Source organism: Flavobacterium sp. TR2, assembly GCF_025252405.1.
GTDB lineage: Bacteria > Bacteroidota > Bacteroidia > Flavobacteriales > Flavobacteriaceae > Flavobacterium.
In genome coordinates this window covers 248,779-269,009 of record NZ_CP104307.1, presented here as the reverse complement: position 1 = coordinate 269,009, position 20,231 = coordinate 248,779, and the positions used below count along the sequence as shown (strand labels likewise).

The 20,231-nt window shown below is 34.6% G+C and carries 12 protein-coding genes; 8 read left to right on the top strand and 4 right to left on the bottom strand.

All coding sequences use genetic code 11. From position 1 onward, the window contains the following. Positions 1-77: 77 nt before the first annotated feature. On the bottom strand, positions 78-1,343 hold the full coding sequence (locus tag N4T20_RS01250) for a patatin-like phospholipase family protein (protein ID WP_260671351.1): 1,266 nt from the start codon (positions 1,341-1,343) through the stop codon (positions 78-80). A 168-nt stretch (positions 1,344-1,511) separates the two neighbouring features. Beyond that, complete coding sequence (gene htpG, locus N4T20_RS01245) at positions 1,512-3,395, bottom strand: molecular chaperone HtpG (protein WP_260671350.1); 1,884 nt, start codon at positions 3,393-3,395, stop codon at positions 1,512-1,514. A gap of 204 nt (positions 3,396-3,599) precedes the next feature. Between htpG and N4T20_RS01240 the strand changes: the two genes are divergently transcribed. From N4T20_RS01240 to N4T20_RS01230, 3 genes are all read left to right on the top strand, one after another. After that, positions 3,600-4,106: a lipocalin family protein gene (locus tag N4T20_RS01240; RefSeq protein WP_260671349.1), complete on the top strand. Its 507-nt coding sequence runs from the start codon at positions 3,600-3,602 to the stop codon at positions 4,104-4,106. Positions 4,107-4,125: 19 nt separating this feature from the next. After that, positions 4,126-4,821 carry an OmpA family protein gene (locus N4T20_RS01235; RefSeq protein ID WP_260671348.1) on the top strand — a complete coding sequence of 232 codons (696 nt, stop codon included), beginning with the start codon at positions 4,126-4,128 and terminating at the stop codon, positions 4,819-4,821. Positions 4,822-4,927: 106 nt separating this feature from the next. Further along, positions 4,928-5,878 (top strand): ABC transporter ATP-binding protein, encoded by a 951-nt coding sequence (locus N4T20_RS01230; RefSeq protein WP_260671347.1) that lies wholly within the window; start codon positions 4,928-4,930, stop codon positions 5,876-5,878. Positions 5,879-5,987: 109 nt separating this feature from the next. Here N4T20_RS01230 and N4T20_RS01225 read toward each other — a convergent pair whose 3' ends face one another. Further along, entirely contained in the window at positions 5,988-8,399 is a 2,412-nt protein-coding gene (locus N4T20_RS01225; protein WP_260671346.1) for a prolyl oligopeptidase family serine peptidase, read from the bottom strand. A 261-nt stretch (positions 8,400-8,660) separates the two neighbouring features. On the opposite strand from N4T20_RS01225, the gene N4T20_RS01220 reads away from it, so the two are divergent. Both N4T20_RS01220 and N4T20_RS01215 read left to right on the top strand, forming a co-directional pair. Continuing rightward, entirely contained in the window at positions 8,661-9,668 is a 1,008-nt protein-coding gene (locus tag N4T20_RS01220) for a 3-oxoacyl-ACP synthase III family protein (protein ID WP_008464493.1), read from the top strand. 139 nt (positions 9,669-9,807) lie between these two features. After that, on the top strand, positions 9,808-10,479 hold the full coding sequence (locus N4T20_RS01215; protein ID WP_260671345.1) for a copper homeostasis protein CutC: 672 nt from the start codon (positions 9,808-9,810) through the stop codon (positions 10,477-10,479). Between the two features lie 98 nt (positions 10,480-10,577). Here N4T20_RS01215 and N4T20_RS01210 read toward each other — a convergent pair whose 3' ends face one another. After that, positions 10,578-12,998, bottom strand: coding sequence for a TonB-dependent receptor domain-containing protein (locus N4T20_RS01210; protein ID WP_260671344.1), 2,421 nt, complete (start codon positions 12,996-12,998; stop codon positions 10,578-10,580). 332 nt (positions 12,999-13,330) lie between these two features. On the opposite strand from N4T20_RS01210, the gene argS reads away from it, so the two are divergent. The 3 genes from argS to N4T20_RS01195 all read left to right on the top strand — a co-directional run bounded on the left by argS (position 13,331) and on the right by N4T20_RS01195 (position 20,215). Beyond that, entirely contained in the window at positions 13,331-15,109 is a 1,779-nt protein-coding gene (gene argS / locus N4T20_RS01205; protein ID WP_260671343.1) for an arginine--tRNA ligase, read from the top strand. Between the two features lie 415 nt (positions 15,110-15,524). After that, positions 15,525-18,737 (top strand): SusC/RagA family TonB-linked outer membrane protein, encoded by a 3,213-nt coding sequence (locus N4T20_RS01200; RefSeq protein WP_260671342.1) that lies wholly within the window; start codon positions 15,525-15,527, stop codon positions 18,735-18,737. Between the two features lie 11 nt (positions 18,738-18,748). After that, positions 18,749-20,215: a SusD/RagB family nutrient-binding outer membrane lipoprotein gene (locus N4T20_RS01195; protein WP_260671341.1), complete on the top strand. Its 1,467-nt coding sequence runs from the start codon at positions 18,749-18,751 to the stop codon at positions 20,213-20,215. The last annotated feature ends 16 nt before the right edge of the window (positions 20,216-20,231 follow it).

Here is a 20,231-nt window from a genome sequence, read left to right as displayed (position 1 = left end):
CCTGTAAGGGTTAGTTTACAGGATTTTACAACGGTTTTTTGAAATAAAAATTATGGTTGGTTATATTAGAATTGATTTTAAACTGATTTGTAATAATTGCTTTTGGCCTTCCTGATTTTTTTGTATTCTTCCCAGTTAAAGCGGTTAAGGAAATCGGCTGCATTTTGCGCTCCTCTAATAAAAAGATCGATTTTTGCATCGTCGGTAAGATTAAAATTCAGCCAATTATGGCTTCCTGTATCAATGTATCCGATTAAGTGTTTGAAATCTGGATTCTTTTGCAGAAATTCAGAATCGTAACCATATCGGGAAGTGTCAAAAAGAGAGCTGATCAAGTTGGAGAATTTTTCATTTTTATTGATTTCGTTTTTGTCATAACCCAGTTTGATTCCGAAAGTTGGAGACGCGGGCACATTCATATTCTCATGAAAGATGTCGATTGGAAAATTTGAAATAATGCCGCCATCCATAAACATAACCTCTGAAGGAACTGATGTTCTCAGGCAGGTTGCGTCGTTCCATTTGTTCCAAGCATCAATTCCGCCTGGAATATTTTTAATTTTAAATGGCGAAAAAAATAAAGGAATCGACATAGAGGCGCGAACAAAATCGGCTGGGTTTTGAACATCTGGGTTGGAATAAAACAAGTCGATCATTTTTGGGAAAACAATTTTGCTTTCGGTAGTGATATCTGCAGTGATAATTGCCATTTGGCTCCAATGATCGACTCGGGTATATTCTGCTTTATCTCCAAGATTGGGCATATTTATTCGGTATAGTTTGTTTTTGTCTGAAATGCCTTTTTCTCTTAAGGCTTTTAAATCGGCATAATTTTTTATTCCTTTTTGCGAAAGCAGATTGGTCATCCATTGATGAAAATTGTTTCCGGGATTTAATCCCAAATCATCTTTAAAATTATCTACGACCTGACAGCCTTTCATCACTAATTTTAGATTTCCGGCATCACTTAGCAATGCGTCAATAAATTCACGGGCATCATGATCGCCGTCAACAAAATCATATAAATTTTTATTGCACAGACAATCCAAAATCCATTCCGATTTTTCGATATCGCAGGTTCCGGCAGCGGCCATAAGCATGGTGTTGATGCTTCCTGCGGAAGTTCCTGCCAAACTTAAAAAACGAATTCCCATTTTTTCTAAAACATATACATAGCCTACCAGCGCGATCCCGAGCACACCACCGCCTTCTTGCACAAGATCAACATATTGGCAGTTATTGTTGTCAATAATGTCTGAGAATTTTTTGTCTTTAATCTGTTCTTTTAAATCTTTTATAATTGCTAGAACTTCTCCGTTTTCTGTAAACTTTCTTTTGTCCATGATTTCTAGAATTTTAGATTTACGAATTTAATTTGTTGATTTTCAAAATTATAGAATCCTGTTCTGTAAGAAAAGGGGAGAATAGCCCTTTTTTGAAGGGGATTTTAGAGCAAAAAAAATCCTGCAAAACTTAATTTGCAGGATTTCTGAATATTTGTTTTCGAATGATTATTTAATCATTTCAAAGCTTCTCTTAACAAATGCAGTAAGCGCTTCACCTTTTAAAAGGTTTTGAGACAATTTAGCCAAATCTAAAGCTTGTTTAACCAAATGCTCTTGGTGTGTTTTATCTTCTGTATTTAAGATGCTAGAAGCTAAGTCAGAATTTGTGTTTACAACCAAATTGTACATTTCTGGCATATTGCCCATTCCGAACATTCCGCCGCCGCCAGTTTGGCTCATTTCTTTCATTCTTCGCATAAATTCTGGCTGCGTGATAATGAATGGAGCTGCTTGAGAATCCATAGCTTCTAACTGAACGCTGTATGCTTTTGGAATGTAAGCTTCTAAAGAAGTTTTTAAAGCAGCTTTTTCGTCATCAGATAATTTTGAGATTGTGTTTTCTTCTTTTTTGATCAAGTTGTCAATATGATCAGAGTCAACACGTACAAAAGTTAATCCGCTGTTATCGTTTTCGATTTTTTGGATTAAATGCGAAATAATCGGAGAATCTAAAAGCAAGACTTCGTAGCCTTTGTCTTTTGCTGCTTCGATATAAGAATGCTGCGCATCTTTGTTTCCGGCATAAAGAACTACTAATTTGCCATCTTTATCAGTTTGGTTTTCTTTTAGTTTTTCTTTTAATTCCTCTAAAGTAAAGTAAGTGTCATCTACAGTTGGGTATAAAACAAATGCACCCGCTTTTTCGTAGAATTTCTCTTCAGAAAGCATTCCGTATTCTAAAACGATTTTAATATCGTTCCATTTTGCTTCAAAATCAGCACGGTTTTCGTTAAATAAAGCTTTCAATTTATCAGCTACTTTACGAGTAATGTAGTTTGAAATTTTCTTAACAGCACCGTCAGCCTGTAAGCCAGAACGAGAAACGTTTAACGGAATATCTGGAGAGTCGATCACACCTTTCAGCATCGTCAAGAATTCAGGAACAATTCCTTCTACGTTGTCAGTAACGTAAACTTGGTTTTGATATAACTGAATTTTGTCTTTCTGGATTTGCATATCTGTACCCAATTTAGGGAAATACAAAATACCAGTTAAGTTAAACGGATAATCTACATTTAAATGAATGTGGAATAACGGCTCTTCAAACTGCATTGGATACAATTCTCTGTAGAAGTTTTTGTAATCTTCATCAGATAATTCAGAAGGCTGTTTTGTCCAAGCTGGATTTGGGTTGTTAATGATGTTGTCAGTTTCAACAGTTTCGTTAACGTAATCTTCTGGAGCATCTTCCGGTTTTGGAAGCGTTTCAGTTCTTGTTCCGAATTTAATCGGAATAGGCATGAATTTGTTGTATTTGTTTAATAAACCGCTGATTTTAGAATCGTCTAAGAACTCCAAAGAATCTTCAGCAATGTGAAGAATGATTTCTGTTCCGCGTGAAGTTTTGTCAGCAGGCTCTAAAGTAAATTCTGGGCTTCCGTCACAAGTCCAGTGCGCAGCTGGCTCATCTTTGTATGATTTTGTAATGATTTCCACTTTTTCAGCTACCATAAAAGCAGAGTAGAAACCAAGACCAAAATGACCGATAATTCCAGAATCTTTAGCAGAATCTTTGTATTTGTCCAAAAATTCCTCAGCACCCGAAAATGCTACCTGATTGATGTATTTTTCAACTTCATCAGCAGTCATACCTAAACCTTGATCGATAATGTGGATTTTTTTACCCTCTTTGTCCACTTTAACTTCAATGATCGGGTTGCCGTATTCTACTTTAGCTTCACCAATGCTAATAAGATGTTTTAGTTTTAGAGTAGCATCAGTACCATTAGAAACAAGCTCACGCAAGAAGATTTCGTGGTCACTGTATAAAAACTTTTTGATTAAGGGAAAAATGTTCTCTACCGAAACGTTAATTTTACCTGTTGCCATATTTTTTAATTTTTTGATTTAATTTGATGATTTTCATTTATTCAAATAGAATACCAATTGTTTTTTGGGTGACAAAATGTCGGAAATGTTAATCTTGAAAGAAAATAAATAGATTCTAAAACAGAAAATATCTTAATGAATCGTATATTTGTGGTACAATAATTGTTAAAAAGGCAAGTTATTAATCTAAAAAAAATTGTACAAATGAAGAAGAGTATTTTTATATGCTTGATTGCCGCTACGTTTTTTGCGTGTAAATCAGCTTCGTCAACAACAGCTTCGTCATCTGAAGCTACAACGCTTTCAACAAAACTTGACAAGAAAACTCAAGTAGCGCTAAAAGGAAATTGGGTGCTTACCAATGTAACTTATCCAGGTTCAGATTATATCAAAGTAAATTCGTTTGATCTTGCAGATTCAAAATGTTTTATTGGAAGTAATTGGAGCTTTATTTCAAATAACAATAAAGGAAATATGGCTTTGACATCACCAAGTTGTACTGGATTTTCTTCTCCAATTGTATGGAGTATAAACAGCCAAGGTTTGTTTGTGCTTAAGATTCTTAATGCAGGTGAAAAAGCTAAGAAAGTAAGAGATGGTTATTTGTTAAAAGTTGCTGGAGTGACTGAAAGTTCATTTCAGTTAGTAGACAACATTAATGTAGGAGGTCAGGTAAAAGATGTGACTTACCAATTTCAAAGAGCTAATTAATATTTTAAAGGGATAAAAAATGAGAAAGATAACGGTTTTAGGATTAAGTAGTTTAATGGTATTAGCTAGTTTTTTTACAAGTTGTGATTCAGTAAAAAATGCAAATAATACACAAAAAGGAGCTGGAATTGGTGCCGTAGCAGGTGGTGTTATTGGTGGTATTTTAGGAAACAACCTTGGAAGAGGCGGAAACGCTGCCTTAGGAGCTGCGATCGGTGCTGCTGTAGGGGGTGGGACTGGAGCTTTGATTGGAAATAAAATGGATAAACAAGCTCGTGAAATTGATCAGGCTTTACCAGGTGCAGATGTTGAAAGAGTTGGTGAAGGAATCCACTTGACATTAAATGAAAATGCGGTTCGTTTTGATACTAACAAATCAACTTTGACAACTCAGGCAAAAGCAAATTTAGATAAATTGGTTCCAGTATTTACTGAATACGGAGATACTGATATTCAGATTTTTGGATACACAGATAATACAGGTAAACCAGAGTACAACTTAACGCTTTCTGGTCAGAGAGCTGCTTCTGTTCAGGCTTATTTAATTTCTAAAGGATTAAAAGCAAGCCGTTTCAAAACTTCAGGTTTAGGTATTGCAGATCCAATTGCAACAAATGATACTCCAGAAGGAAGAGCGCAAAACCGTCGTGTTGAATTCTCAATTACAGCAAACGACAAAATGGTAAATGACGCAAAAGCGGAAGCTGGAAAATAATTTCAAGACAAAATAAAATATAAAAAAAGCTGTTTCATAATTGAAGCAGCTTTTTTTTGACTTTAGAAATTAAACATTGTAAATTTGACGTCTCATATTACAACTCATGCTCGACATACAAAATATATCTTTTTCGTACACCGAAAGCCCCGTTATAAAAAACATCTCTTTTTCTATTGAAAAAGGTCAGAATATTGCCATTATTGGTGAGAGTGGCTGTGGAAAAAGTACGCTGCTCAAGCTTATATACGGACTATACGATCTAGACGAAGGAAAGATTTTTTATGGTGATAAACCGATTTTGGGCCCAAGATTCAATTTGATTCCTGGAATGCCTTACATGAAATATTTGGCACAGGATTTTGATTTATCGCCTTATGAAACGGTTGCAGAAAACGTAGGTAAGTTTCTATCGAACGGTTTCGCCAACATGAAAAAACTTCGTGTTCAAGAATTATTGGAAATGGTAGAGATGGATCAGTTCTCAAATGTGAAGACAAAATTCTTAAGTGGAGGACAGCAGCAAAGAGTGGCTTTGGTAAGGGTTTTGGCTTTAGAACCAGAAGTGATTTTGCTTGACGAGCCTTTCAGCCAGATCGATGCTTTTAGAAAAAATGCGTTGCGCCGTAATTTATTCCGTTACTTAAAACAGAAGGGAATTACCTGTATTATTGCAACGCATGACAGTACAGATGCTTTGTCTTTTGCAGATCAGGCAATTGTGATGCGAAATGGGGAAGTCTTGGTAAAAGATGATCCTGCAAAAATATATGAAGATCCGCAAATTAAATATGTTGCCTCTCTGTTTGGTGAAGTAAATGAAATTCCGACTCATTTATTGTTGTCCTATGCAGACGAAACTCATAAGACGTTGGTTTATCCGCATCAGTTTAAAATGGTTTCAGAGTCAAGATTGATGGTGAAAATTAGGAGAACATACTTTAGAGGAAGCCATTATTTGATAGAAACTGTTTATAAAAGACAGTTGATCTTCTTTGAAAGCGAGATCGATTTGCCACTCGAACAAGAAGTGTTTTTAGCTTTGAATTATTTATAATTAGGGAATGTGTCAATTAGAAAAATTAGATAATTTCTAATTGTTAAAATAGTAAACCCGACAGTTTTTAAGAACCTGTCGGGTTTACTTTTGGAATCAAATTATGAATTTAGTTTTTCAGATATTTTTCTAAAAATTGATCCTGTTCCCATAACAGGTGCAGAATATTTTCTTTTGCCGCATATCCATGAGATTCTTTAGGCAAAATAACCATTCTCGCTGGAGCTCCCAATCCTTTTAAGGCTTGAAAATAACGTTCTGTCTGTAAAGTAAATGTTCCAGGATTATTATCTGCTTCTCCGTGAACCAATAAAATAGGGGTTTTCATTTTTTCGGCATTCATAAATGGAGACATGGTGTTGTAAACTTCTGGAGCTTCCCAGTAATTTCTTTGCTCAGATTGGAATCCGAAAGGTGTTAACGTTCTATTGTAAGCACCGCTTCTGGCAATTCCACAGGCAAAAAGATCAGAATGCGTCAATAAATTAGCTGTCATAAATGCCCCATAAGAGTGTCCTCCAACAGCCACTTTTTTACGGTTAATATATCCTAAAGCATCAACGGCATCAATTGCTGCTGCAGCGTTGTCAACCAATTGTGAAATAAAGTTGTCGTTTGGTTCTGTAGTTCCTTCACCAATAATTGGGAAAGCCGCATCGTCTAAAACAACGTATCCTTTTGTAACCCAATACACAAATGATCCATAATAAGGAAATGTGAATTCATTAGAATTTTGAGTCGATTGCGAAGCACTGTTTCTGTCTTTATATTCTGCAGGATACGCCCAGATCAATAAAGGAAGTTTTTCTTTTTTACTTTTATCATAGCCAGCAGGAAGGTATAAAGTTCCCGAAAGTTCCAATCCGTCTTTGCGTTTGTATTTAATAACTTCTTTGCTAACGTTTTTAATGCTTTCAAAAGGATTTTTAAATGCCGTAATTTGGGTTACGCTATTCTGCTTTTTAATATTTCTGAAATAGTAATTCGGATATTCTGTTTTGGACTGAATAAGAACTAAGACTTTGCCAGACTTGTAATCAACAATCTCATAAATATCTTCTTTTTTGTCTTTATAAGGAGAAGTGTAAATTCGTTTATTTTGTAATGTTTTAAAGTTAAATTCATCTATAAAAGGAAATTGTCCTTCTTTTGTGTATCCTTCTCCAATTCTGTAAAGATTATCTTTTTCGATAGCCAAAGCAAATTTGCCGTACTCGTTTTTTCTAGTCTCAAAAAAGCCTGGATCAGAATAGACATCCTGCGAATTTCTATCTGTAATTACTTTTGGCTGCTGACTTGGGTTAGACGGATTTATTAAATATGTTTTGGTATTTCTGGTGTCGTACCATTCATCTGTAATAACTGCTAAATTGTCGTTCCCCCAGATAATGTCGCTAAAACGTTGTGGCGTTTTTGCCATTGATGAAGCTTCTTTATCAAAAGGTGCCTCCCAAAGAAAAATTTCATCTCTAAAATCTACTTTGTTTGAAGGATCGCCTTCATCTAAAGCCACAGCATAAAAAAGAGTTGCAGGCTTGTCATTTCTCCAGTTCATCTCTCTTTTTCCTTTTCGGACAGCCATAAAACCTTTTGGCATAATTTCGTTTAACGGTACTTCGTTAACCGTTTTGATTTCTTTACCCCTTATGTCATAAACAATAGTTTTGGAAGGAAATCTGTTTAATGGAACCACGTAAGAAAATGGTTTGTGAATAGTAGTTAGCATAATATAATTGCCGTCAGGAGAAATTTTTTCTCCGGCAAACATTGCAGCCTCTTTAAACAAAACAGCGTCACCATTTATTTTTACTTTGTATAATTCAGAAGTAATGCTGTTTTCAAAATTAATCTCATCATTTTTGTTTTTCAGCATATCGGGATATGTTCTGTTTTGAGATTTTTCTCCAGAAGTGGTAGAAACAATTGGACCAGTTGGCAAATCTTTTTTTGAGTCTAACAGTGCAGGTTTGTTTTTAGGAAGCATTTTAACTAAAATGGTTTCGTTGTCTGAAAACCAGCTGAAGGGATTTCCTAAATTAGCATTTACAGTTGCTTCAGTAAGTTTTGTAGCCTTTGCCGTTTCGACATCAATAACCCAAAGTTCAACGCCAGAACTAGCTGTATGAGAAAATAAAATCTTTTTGTCGTTTGGAGACCACAATATATTGGCGATTTTTGGATTATCGGGTAAGCCAGAAACCTGAACCGCTTCTTTGTCGCTTACTTTTCTTAGTGTAAGATTGTTGAAATAAGTTACAGTGCTCGAAATATTAGTAACGGGATTGATTCTTAATCCTGCAAGACGAACTTCGTCCTGATTTAAATCGTCGAGTGTTTTATAGGTATTGCGATACATCAAGAGCATATTTTCTTTCTTTGTATCCATTGATACAGAAGGAGCCCTTTGATAATCGGCTAAATCAAGAATAGATTTGGATGGTTTTTGATAAGTTAGATTCTCTTGGGCAAAAGAAAAAAAACTTATATTTAAAAATAAAAACAGCGTAACCTTTAATTTCATAGTGTAAATTTTATGGGTTTCTAATAGGATTCAAAATGTTTGTCTAAAATACTTTTATGTTGTTACATCTTGCGCCTGATTTTTAATTTTTTTCAATGTTTATGTCTCAAAATTATCTTTTCAAGAAGTAAATGATGATAAGTGCCTGTATAATTAAAATATATTAAATTGCTAATAACGAAAAAAATAGTAATTTGTACACATATATTTTAAAGTATGCGTAAATTTGCAATCCAATTTTTTAATAAATAATAATAGATTATGTATCATTCAAAAATAGCTGGTTTAGGATATTATGTTCCTTCCAATGTCGTAACTAACGATGATTTGTCTAAGATAATGGATACCAATGATGAATGGATTCAGGAAAGAACTGGAATTCAGGAAAGAAGACACATCATTCGTGGAGAAGATACCACGACTTCAATGGGAGTAAAAGCAGCTAAAATTGCAATAGAGCGTTCGGGTGTTGCCAAAGAAGATATTGATTTTGTAGTTTTCGCTACATTAAGTCCAGATTATTATTTTCCAGGACCAGGTGTTTTGGTTCAGAGAGATTTAGGTTTAAGAACAGTTGGAGCATTAGATGTTAGAAACCAATGTTCAGGATTTGTCTATGCACTTTCTGTTGCCGACCAGTATATTAAAACCGGAATGTATAAAAATATTTTGGTAATAGGTTCTGAGGTTCATTCAACAGGATTAGATATGACAACTCGCGGGCGAGGTGTTTCGGTAATTTTTGGAGACGGAGCAGGAGCAGCAGTTTTAAGCCGTGAAGAAGATTTGACAAAAGGAATCTTATCGACTCATTTGCATTCTGAAGGAGAACACGCTGAAGAATTGGCTTTGCAGGCACCAGGAATGGGCGCGCGTTGGGTGACAGATATTATTGCAGACAATGATCCAAACGACGAAAGCTACTATCCGTACATGAATGGGCAATTTGTATTCAAAAATGCTGTTGTGCGTTTTGCAGAAGTAATTAATGAAGGATTAGAAGCAAATGGTTTGCAGGTTTCAGACATTGATATGCTGATTCCGCATCAGGCAAATTTGAGAATTTCGCAATTCATTCAAAACAAATTCAAATTAACAGACGACCAAGTTCATAATAATATCCAAAAATACGGAAACACAACAGCAGCATCTATTCCGATTGCGCTGACAGAAGCTTGGGAACAAGGAAAAATCAAATCTGGAGATACGGTAGTTTTAGCAGCTTTCGGAAGTGGATTTACTTGGGCAAGTGCTATTATTAAGTGGTAAAATAATCATCTTACATTTATATTTTTTTAAAACCTGCATCTTATTTAGGAGCAGGTTTTTTTTATAAATTGCATGCTTAAATCTGACAGGTTTTTAAAACCTGTCAGATTTCATTTGGAGAAAAATTATTTAAATCAAAATGAAAAAAAATCAACTGGAAATAGCTTGTTTTAATTATCAGTCTGCATTAATTGCTCAAGCAAATGGTGCGGATAGAATTGAGCTATGTGAAAATATGAAATTGGGAGGAACTACTCCAAATTCGATTTTGGTAGTGAAAGTCCGTGAAAGTTTAAATATAAAAATGCACGTCATTATAAGACCTCGCGGAGGAGATTTTGTTTATTCGGATGAAGAACTTACCGAAATGAAACAAGACATCAAACAATATAAAAAACTAGGTGTCGACGGTTTTGTTTTTGGAATTTTGAAGGAAAATGGAAAAATAAATAAAAAGCAGAATAAAGAATTAGTGCATCTAGCACACCCATTATCTTGTACTTTTCACCGTGCTTTTGATGTGGTTAAAAATCCTGAAAAATCTCTCGAATCAGTAATTGACTGCGGTTTCAAAACAATTTTGACTTCTGGTCAAGGCGTAAATGTGGAGGAAGGAATTATGGCACTAGAAAGACTTCAGGAATTGGCAGGAGATCGAATAGAAATTATGCCAGGAGGCGGCTTGCGCTCTTCAAATATAAAATTACTGCAAGAAAAATTAGATTTGACTTTTTATCATTCCTCTGCAATCACAGACAATTCTGAAATTGCGAACCCAGAAGAAATAAAGGAATTGCGCAATTTCTTATAATATCATCAAAACAAAAAAAGTCTGGAGTTGGCAAGCTCCAGACTTTTTTTCTACAAGAAATTATTCAAAAATTATTTAAAAAATCTTCTCAGACAAGATTAGAACATTCCGCCCCCGCCTTTGTTAGTATTGTCGTCTCTTTGTTTACGCTGTAGATTTTTAATTTTTCCGCCACCAAAGTTATATGTCAAACCAAAGTAAACCGTTTGACTTTCCCATTTAAACTGACCTGCTTGCGGATAAGGATTTAATGTGTCGAAAGCATATTTCATAGTATTGAAGACATCATTAAAACGAACACTTAAATTCATTTTGTTGTCTAGCAATGTATAACGCGTACCAATATCCATTTTGTACATTTCGTGACTGTTGTTTTGAAGCCCATCTGTAGCGCCTCTATAAAATCCGAAAGCTAAGAAACTTAAACGTTTGTTTACTTTGAAATTAGAGTTCATACGTCCATTAAATGCAGCAACGGTAACGGTTTTATTTGTTGGTCCAATTTTATTTTCTTCTGGAATAAATGCATATATAACTCCTGATTGATCAATGCTAGAAAAATCGATCGATGGTTGGATATCCCACCATTTTGTGATTTTATAATTAAATGACATTTCAAATCCGTAAGCAGTATTATGGTCAAAATTTGTAAAACTCATGATCTGTTTTTGCCCGCTTGCATCTGTAGGATCTGGATATAAAATTCTGCTGATCTGGTCATTAATGCTTCTTACGAAAACTCCAGCAGTAAAACTTCCTTTCTCAAGAGTTTTAGTATAATTAACTTCAACTGAGTTGGTAAACTGAGGACGTAATTCTGGGTTTCCGATAGAAGTAACTAGCGGAGTAGCAAATTCACGAATAGGTTTTGTCTGCTCTAAACTCGGGCGGTCAACACGACGGCTATAGCTTAATTGCAAAGTATTTTTCTCAGTGATATTGTATGTTAAATAAGCCGATGGATACAAAGTAATGTAATCATCATCAAATTTCTCTTTGCCATAATTTAAGTTGGCTTGAACTTTATAGCTTTCAAAACGTGCACCTACTTGGTAGCTAAGCTTTTTGAATTTTTGCCCAAATGTTACATAAGCCGAATAAATATCTGTGTCATAGGTATAGTGAGACGTTTGGTCTGCAACAGGAAGCAACGGATTTCCGGTAATGTAATCGTTTTCAGTTCTTGTAATTCTTGCTTCTGCTCCAGCTTCAAGAGTCGTTTTTTCGTTTAACGGATTAACGTAATCTACATTTATAGTGCTTAATTTTCTGGTTCCTTTCAAATAATCTTCATAGAACACATTTCCAGCAGTATTGTCTGTTTTTGTCGTTTCAGTATCAAAAGAAGCGTTTTGAGTTTCTTTATTGTCACTGTAGTTGGCTTCAAAATCTAAAGTATGGCCTTCTTTTTTAAAGATGTGCTTGTATGCTAAATTGTAAGTTCCAACTTGGTCTGGTCCCCAATATCTTGATTTTTGAAAGATATTCGAAATATCAGAACCAGTTACATTATTGTAGTCAATATCTGTGTCTACATAACCTTTTCCATTAGATTTATTCTGGTTAGTGTAAAAAGATAAAGTATTATGATCATCGATTAGATAATCCATTCCGATTTTGTATAAATAAGAATCATTATCATTCAAAACATTTATATTTTGAACAATATCTTCATCAAATCTTTGGATGAATCCCGTGTTTTGATATGTTCCAAAGTTTTGTCCCACGTTTCCGAAGAAGTTTACTTTTCCGGTTTTATAGTTTAAATCTAAAGACTGATTGTATTTAGCCGTTTTACCAAAAGTAATACCGCCGCTGTAGCTTCCATTAAAACCAGTATTCGCATTTTTATGCAAAATAATATTAATAATTCCAGACATTCCTTCTGGATTGTATTTTGCACTAGGGTTAGTAATTAATTCAATTTTCTTGATAGAAGTAGATGGAATTTGTTTCAATAACTGAGCAGGATCAATATTTGTTGGACGTCCGTCAATTAATACACGAACATTATCATTTCCGCGAAGCGAAAGTTTTCCGTCCTGATCCACATTCACAGAAGGAATATTGTTCATAATGTCAGAGGCAGAAGCTCCCGCCGTAGTTAAATCTTTACCTACAGTTACTACTTTTCTATCAATTTTTTGTTCGATAGTAGAGCGCTCGCTAATAATGTTAACGCCTTTAAGCTGAGTCGCCTCTTCTTCAAGCGAAACATTTACAGTAGCAGTTTTTTTGTTTTCGCTCAAAAGCACAGAACCGATATATTTTCTAAACCCAATGTATTGAATTTCGATGGTGTAACTTTTTAAAGCAATATTTTTAAAAGAAAAGTCTCCGTTATCATCTGTATTAACGCCAGAAACTACTTTGCCATTTTCTTTAAGCGAAACTGTAGCATAAGAAATTGGGGCATTGTTTGACTTTTCTGTAATTTTTCCAGAAACACTTCCGGTATTCTGGGCCTGTGCAGTTGCGATTATTCCCAATAACGCAAACAGAAAGAATTTTAATTTCATGATTTTTTTACTGATTATTTTTTTTGATTTGATTGATGATGATTTCGTTTTGTTAGTTTTTCTTTTTTGTTTTTTCTTGACTTCAAAAAATTTAAGGTCTCTATTAAGACTCTTTTGCGGTTGATATGTTACAAGAAATTGCAGAAAAAAAAATATTTTTTTTCTCATCGGCTGTTTTGTAAGAGTTTAGTCTTTTGGTTTTTTGATAATTTTAACAATTAAAAAATGTGCTTTTTTGTCAAATTGAAACTCTTTTCTCGAATTTAATATGTTTTTGATTTTCTCTAATTGATGAATATGCAGTATCTTTGCTCACTTTAAAATAAGTTTACATGTCATTACAACAAATTCTTACACCTTCTATACAAAAAGCAATACAAGCATTATTTGATGTTACTGTTGATAAAATCGAGTTTCAAACTACTAGAAAAGAGTTTGAAGGAGATATTACAATGGTAATTTTCCCGTTGCTAAAAGTGATTAAAAGCAATCCTGCAGAATTGGGAAATAAAATCGGAAATTATCTAGTTGAAAATGTTTCTGAAGTTGCACGCTTTAATGTAGTTTCAGGTTTCTTGAATATTGTGATTTCAGACAGCTATTATGTAAATTTCTTCAACGGAATTAAAGACCAAAAGCAATTCGGATTTGTAACTCCAAGTCCTGATGAGAAAGCGGTTATGGTAGAATATTCTTCTCCAAACACCAACAAACCTTTGCACTTAGGACACGTTCGTAACAATTTGTTAGGATATTCTGTTGCAGAAATTTTAAAAGCTTCTGGTAAAAAAGTCTACAAAACGCAAATTATCAACGATAGAGGAATCCATATCTGCAAATCGATGCTGGCTTGGGAGAAATTTGGAAACGGTGAAACTCCTGAAACTTCTGGTTTAAAAGGTGATAAACTAGTTGGTAAATATTATGTAGAGTTTGATAAAGCTTACAAAAATGAAATTAATGGTTTAATAGAAGCTGGTAAAACAGAAGAAGAAGCCAAAAAACAAGCGCCAATCATCATTGAAGCACAGGATATGCTTAAAAAATGGGAAGCTGGTGACGAGAAAGTAATTGAACTTTGGAAAAAAATGAACCAATGGGTGTATGATGGTTTTGCCACCACTTATACCAATCTTGGAGTTGATTTTGATAGATATTACTACGAAAGCAATACTTATTTGTTAGGAAAAGATGTTGTTCAAGTAGGTTTAGATAAAGGAGTTTTTGAAAAAGATCCAGACGGTTCTGTTTGGATTGATCTGACAGATGAAGGTCTTGACCGTAAAATTGTTTTGCGTTCTGACGGTACAGCAGTATACATGACACAAGACATTGGAACAGCAATTCAGCGTGTAAAAGATATGCCAGATGTTGGCGGAATGGTTTATACAGTTGGAAATGAGCAAGATTATCATTTTAAAGTTTTGTTCTTAATCTTGAAAAAATTAGGTTTTGACTGGGCTTCAAGTTTGTATCACCTATCATACGGAATGGTTGATTTGCCTTCTGGAAAAATGAAAAGCCGTGAAGGAACCGTTGTAGATGCAGATGATTTGATGCAGGATATGACCGATACAGCAAAACAGATTTCAGAAGATTTAGGAAAACTGGATAGCTATTCTGATGAGGAAAAAGCAAAACTATACAAAACTATAGGCCTAGGAGCTTTGAAATATTACATTTTAAAAGTAGATCCTAAAAAACGCATCTTGTTTAATCCAGAAGAGTCTGTTGATTTTGCTGGAAATACAGGTCCGTTTATCCAATACACATACGCGAGAATTCAATCGATAATCCGTAAAGCCGATTTCGATTTTTCTGCTGCAATTGAAATTGAAGAATTGCACGAGAAAGAGAAAGAGCTGGTAAAACAAATTGAACTTTTCCCTGAAGTAATTCAGAATGCGGCTCAAAATCATAGTCCGGCATTAATTGCCAATTATACTTACGATTTAGTAAAAGAATACAACTCTTTTTACCAGTCTGTACATATCTTAGGAGAAGTTGACTTAACAAAAAAAGTATTCAGAGTGCAGCTTTCTCAAAAAGTTGCCGAAGTAATAAATTCTGCATTCCATTTATTAGGAATCGAAGTTCCAGAAAGAATGTAAGAATTTTTAAATATATTCAAAATAGCCAAAAGCCAGTAATTTTTAAATTATTGGCTTTTTTTTATATTTTTTTGTCTCATCTAGTATTTTTTGTAGTCTAATTCTGTAGTAATTTTGATTCAAATAATAAGAAGAGCTTTTTGTTGTAAGAAAGAAAAGTATTTGAATAAGTAAAAGATATTTCCTTATATCATTATTAACTATTTTGAATTAGTACGCTTTTAGAGAATTATGGTTAAGGTTCTAAACCGTTTGGTCTTTAATGCCAGGCGGTTTTTTATTTTAAAAGTTAAAACCCTATATGTGATTATTGTAAGGTAATATTTATATTATTTAATGTTAAATGTTCTAAAATTCTTGTTAAAATTATTTTTTTGTAATATGTTCGCTACATAATTTTAAAAAGAATAATCTTATGAAACAAAAATTAAAAGTATTCACAATGCTTTTTCTTTTTCTTGCACAATTTAGTTTTGCTCAAGAAAGAAAAGTGACTGGAACAGTTTCTGACAACTCAGGGATGCCAATGCCGGGTGTTAGTGTTTTGGTTAAAGGTTCAAAATCTGGAGCTCAAACAGATTTTGATGGTAAGTTTGCTATAAAAGCTACTCCTAACGATCTACTGGTGTTTAGCTATGTAGGAATGAAAACTCAAGAAGTGACTGCTAGCTCATCTGTACTTAATGTGAAGTTAGTTGCAATTGCACAAGAACTTGAAGGGGTTGTGGTTACAACTGCTCAAGGTATTAAAAGAGAAAAAAAATCTCTAGGTTACGCTTCACAACAAATTAAAGGAGCTGATTTAAATGGTGGGGCGCCAACGTCAAACGTTGCGAATCTTTTGCAAGGAAAAGCGGCAGGGGTAGAAATCACAAGAAATACTAACTTTGGTGGTTCTACAAACGTTGTAATTCGTGGTAATAAGTCATTAACAGGAAACAATCAAGCTTTATGGGTAATTGATGGTGTGCCAATCGATAACACAAACTCTAATGCTTCAAGCCAACAGACAGGAGGAGGAGGTTATGACTACGGTAACGGAGCGTCAGATATTAATCAGGAAGATATAGAATCGATCAATATCCTTAAAGGTGCTGCGGCAACTGCTTTATATGGTTCAAGAGCTGCAAATGGAGTGGTTATGGTTACTACTAAAAAAGGAAAAACTAAAACAGATAATTCTATTGGTCTTACTTTATCTAGTGGTTTTACAAATGGAAGCATTGATAAATCTACTTTTCCTCAGTACCAGAATAAATATGGCTCAGGTTATGGATTAGGAACTTCATTTTTAGGAGCTGGAAATCCAGATACAGTAGATACTTCAAATGATGCTTCTTACGGAGATAAGTTTAATGGAGTTCCTGTTTATCAATGGGATGCTTTTACGCCATCTTCTCCTAATTACGGAAAAGCGACTCCATGGCAAGCGGCTAAGAATGGTCCTGTAACTTTTTTTAAGCAAGCGCATACTTTTACAAATAGTATTGCTTTTGAAAAAGCAACAGAAAAATCTACTTTGTCATTGTCTTATTCAAATTTTGATCAGACGGGTATATTGCCAAATAGTGAGTTGAAAAGAAATCAGTTAAGTGCTCGTTTCAGCCAAAAAATTACAGATAAATTAACTGCTAACATTTACTCAGCAGTAACTTTACAAAACACAATTGGAAGAAACTCAACTGGATATAGTGATAATATCATAGGGTCTTTCCGTCAGTGGTGGCAGGTCAATACTGATGTGCAAGCTCAGAAAGATGCCTATTTCAATTCTGGAGGACAAAATGCTACATGGAATTTAGCAGATCCTACAAGTGTTGATGGTTTGGTGCCTATTTATTGGGATAATCCATATTTTACACGTTACAAAAACTACTCTTCAGACAATAAAACTAGATTTATTGGTTATGCTTCTCTTAACTATGAGATTGCTCCTTGGGTATCAGCAATGGGTAGAGTTTCCTTGGATTCTAATAAACAGCTTCAAGAAGAACGCAGAGCGATTGGATCTGTTGCTTCAGGATTTGGTTTGTCTCCAGTAGATGAAACTTCAGGCTACCAAAGAAATGATTTAAATTATCAAGAAATCAATTATGATTTAATGTTGAACTTCAATAAAAAATTTGGAGAAGATTTGAGTTTAACAGGAGTATTGGGGTCTAATATTAGAAGACAGCATAATGATAATGTATTGTCGTCGACAATTGGAGGTTTAGTAGTTCCAGAAGTATATGCATTATCAAATTCAAGATATGCACTTCCTTTCCCAAGAGAAACTAAAAATGATATTGGCGTAAATGGTATTTATGCTCAAGGTTCGTTAGGTTATAAAAACACCTATTTTATTGATGCTTCTGTAAGAAGAGATATTTCTTCTACTTTGCCAAAAGGAAATAACTCTTATGTTTATCCGGCTATTTCTGGTGCAATTGTATTTTCTAATTTATTGCATGCAGATTGGTTGAACCTTGGAAAATTAAGAGCCAATTATGCTGAAGTAGGAAATGACGCATTACCGTTGCAGTTAATAAATACTTTCACAAGAAGTTCTAATTTCCACGAGCAGCCTGTTTATAGCAATATGGATGAAAGAACATCTGTAAATAGAAACCCTAATCTTAAACCTGAGAGAACAAAATCTTTTGAGTTTGGTTTAGAAGCAAGTATGTTAGATAATAGATTAGGTTTTGATGTTACGTATTACAAAACGCTATCAGTTGATCAAATTGTTACGGCTGCAGTATCTTCTGCTTCAACTTATACGGATGCAGTGGTTAATGGTGGTACGATAGAAAATAAAGGTTTTGAAGTTCAATTAACAGGAACTCCAATAAAAACAAAAGATTTTAGATGGGATATTGTCGTAAACTGGTCAAACAACCGAAGCGCTGTAGTTTCTTTGCCTAACGGATTAGAAAATCTACAATTAGCTTCTTTCCAAGGGGGCGTAACTTCTAATGCAACTCCAGGCGAGCCTTACGGAGCTTTAAAAGGAACTGATTATGTTTATACTAATGGACAGCCAACTGTTGATCAGGCTACTGGTAGATATATGATTACTCCAACTGCAGATAAAATAATCGGAAATATAAATCCAGACTGGATCGGTGGTATCAGAAATAAATTCAACTATAAAAATGTGTCGTTAGGATTTTTAATTGATACCCAGCATGGTGGAGACATTTTTTCTTTAGATATGTATTATGGTCTTGCAACTGGATTGTATAAAGAAACTGCTGTTGGCAATATTAGAGAAACGGGTGTAGTAAATCAAGGTGTTAAACCTGATGGAACCCCAAATACTATGGCAGTTGTAAATCCGGGTACTTTTTCTAATAATTATGGTTATACGGCAGCGCCTAACAAAGCTTTTGTTTATGATGCTTCTTACGTTAAATTGAGAGAAGTTTCTGTGTCTTTCAATTTCCCAAAACCATGGTTAGCCAGAACTTTTATAAAAGACGCTACGTTTAGCCTATTAGGAACTAATTTATGGATCATCCATAAAAACTTGCCTTATGCAGATCCAGAAAGTGGCTTGTCATCAGGTAGCAAATCGAGAGGTTACTCTACAGGATCATTGCCTACAACGAGAGATATTGGGTTTAACTTAACGCTTAAATTTTAATACAGAGAAAGATGAAAAAAATTATATATGCTTTGGGAATTTTGATTCTCACAATATCTTGTAATGAGGACAATCTAACCGATTTAAATCAAAACGAGAAAAATCCAGAAGTGGTGCCTGCGTATACTTTGTTTACAAGTGCAATTAAAACGACTGCAGATCAGGTAACAAATACAAATGTTAACAGAAATATTTTCAGATTAGTAAATCAGCAGTGGACGGAAACAACTTATACAGATGAAACCAACTATAACTGGACTACCAGAAAGATTTCTGATAGTCATTGGACTGCCTATTTTGCAGGTCCGATTGGTGATTTAACGAAAGCAAAAAAATATTTGACTGAGTCAGTAATTGCTTCAAACGATCCTGATTTTGCTGCAAAAACAGCAGTTAAGAAAAATCAATTGATATTAATTGATATTTTGACTGTTTACGATTTTAAAATTTTAGTGGACACTTTTGGAGATATTCCTTATTCAGAGGCTTCTAAAGGATCTGATAATTATTTGCCTAAATATGATAAAGCAATTGATATCTATACAGATCTTATTGCTCGATTAGATAAGGATATTGCTAATCTTGACGTTAGCCATGCAGGATTTGGTGCTGCCGATGTTCTTTATGGCGATAGTATGTCACACTGGGCGAAATTTGCAAACAGCATCAAATTACAGTTGGGAATCAATCTTAAGGCATCAGGGCTAAACAATACTTTGGCTGATGCTACAATTACGTCAGCGGCAAAGGGAGCTTTTACTTCTAATGCAGATAATGCAAAGGTTGTTTATATGAATGCTTTACCAAACACAAATCCACTTTATGTAGATATGGTATTCTCAGGAAGACATGATTTTGTACCTGCCAAACCATTTGTTGATGCTTTGAATGCTTTAAATGATCCGAGAAGAGTAGCGTATTTTGCTAGCAACAAAATGCCATATGTAGGAGGAGTGCCGGGTGTCAAAAATAGTTACGGTAGTTTTACTCATGTCAGTGATGCAATTCAGGCACCAACTTTTCCAGCGACTTTATTAGATTACGCAGAAGTTCAATTTTTATTGGCTGAAGCTGTAGAAAGAGGTGTTGCTGTTGGAGGTACTGCTGAAGCGTACTATAATGATGCAATTACTGCTTCGATGCAGGATTGGGGAGTAGCTCAATCTAGTATTACAACTTATTTAGCCAATCCTGCTGTTGCTTATGTTACCGCAGCACCTACTTGGCAGCAAAAAATTGGACAGCAAGCTTGGTATGCCTCGTATAATAGAGGATTTGAAGGATGGACTTCGGCAAGAAGATTAAACTTTCCAGCACTTACCGCACCGGCTACTGCTGACCCAGCTGCTAAAGGTCAAGTTCCTGTAAGAATGACTTACCCAATTAGAGAGCAAACTCTAAATCCTACCAATTATAAGGCTGCAGCAGCTGCAATTGGAGGAGACTTCTTATATACTCCACTTTTTTGGGATAAATAATATTTAAAATGAAAAA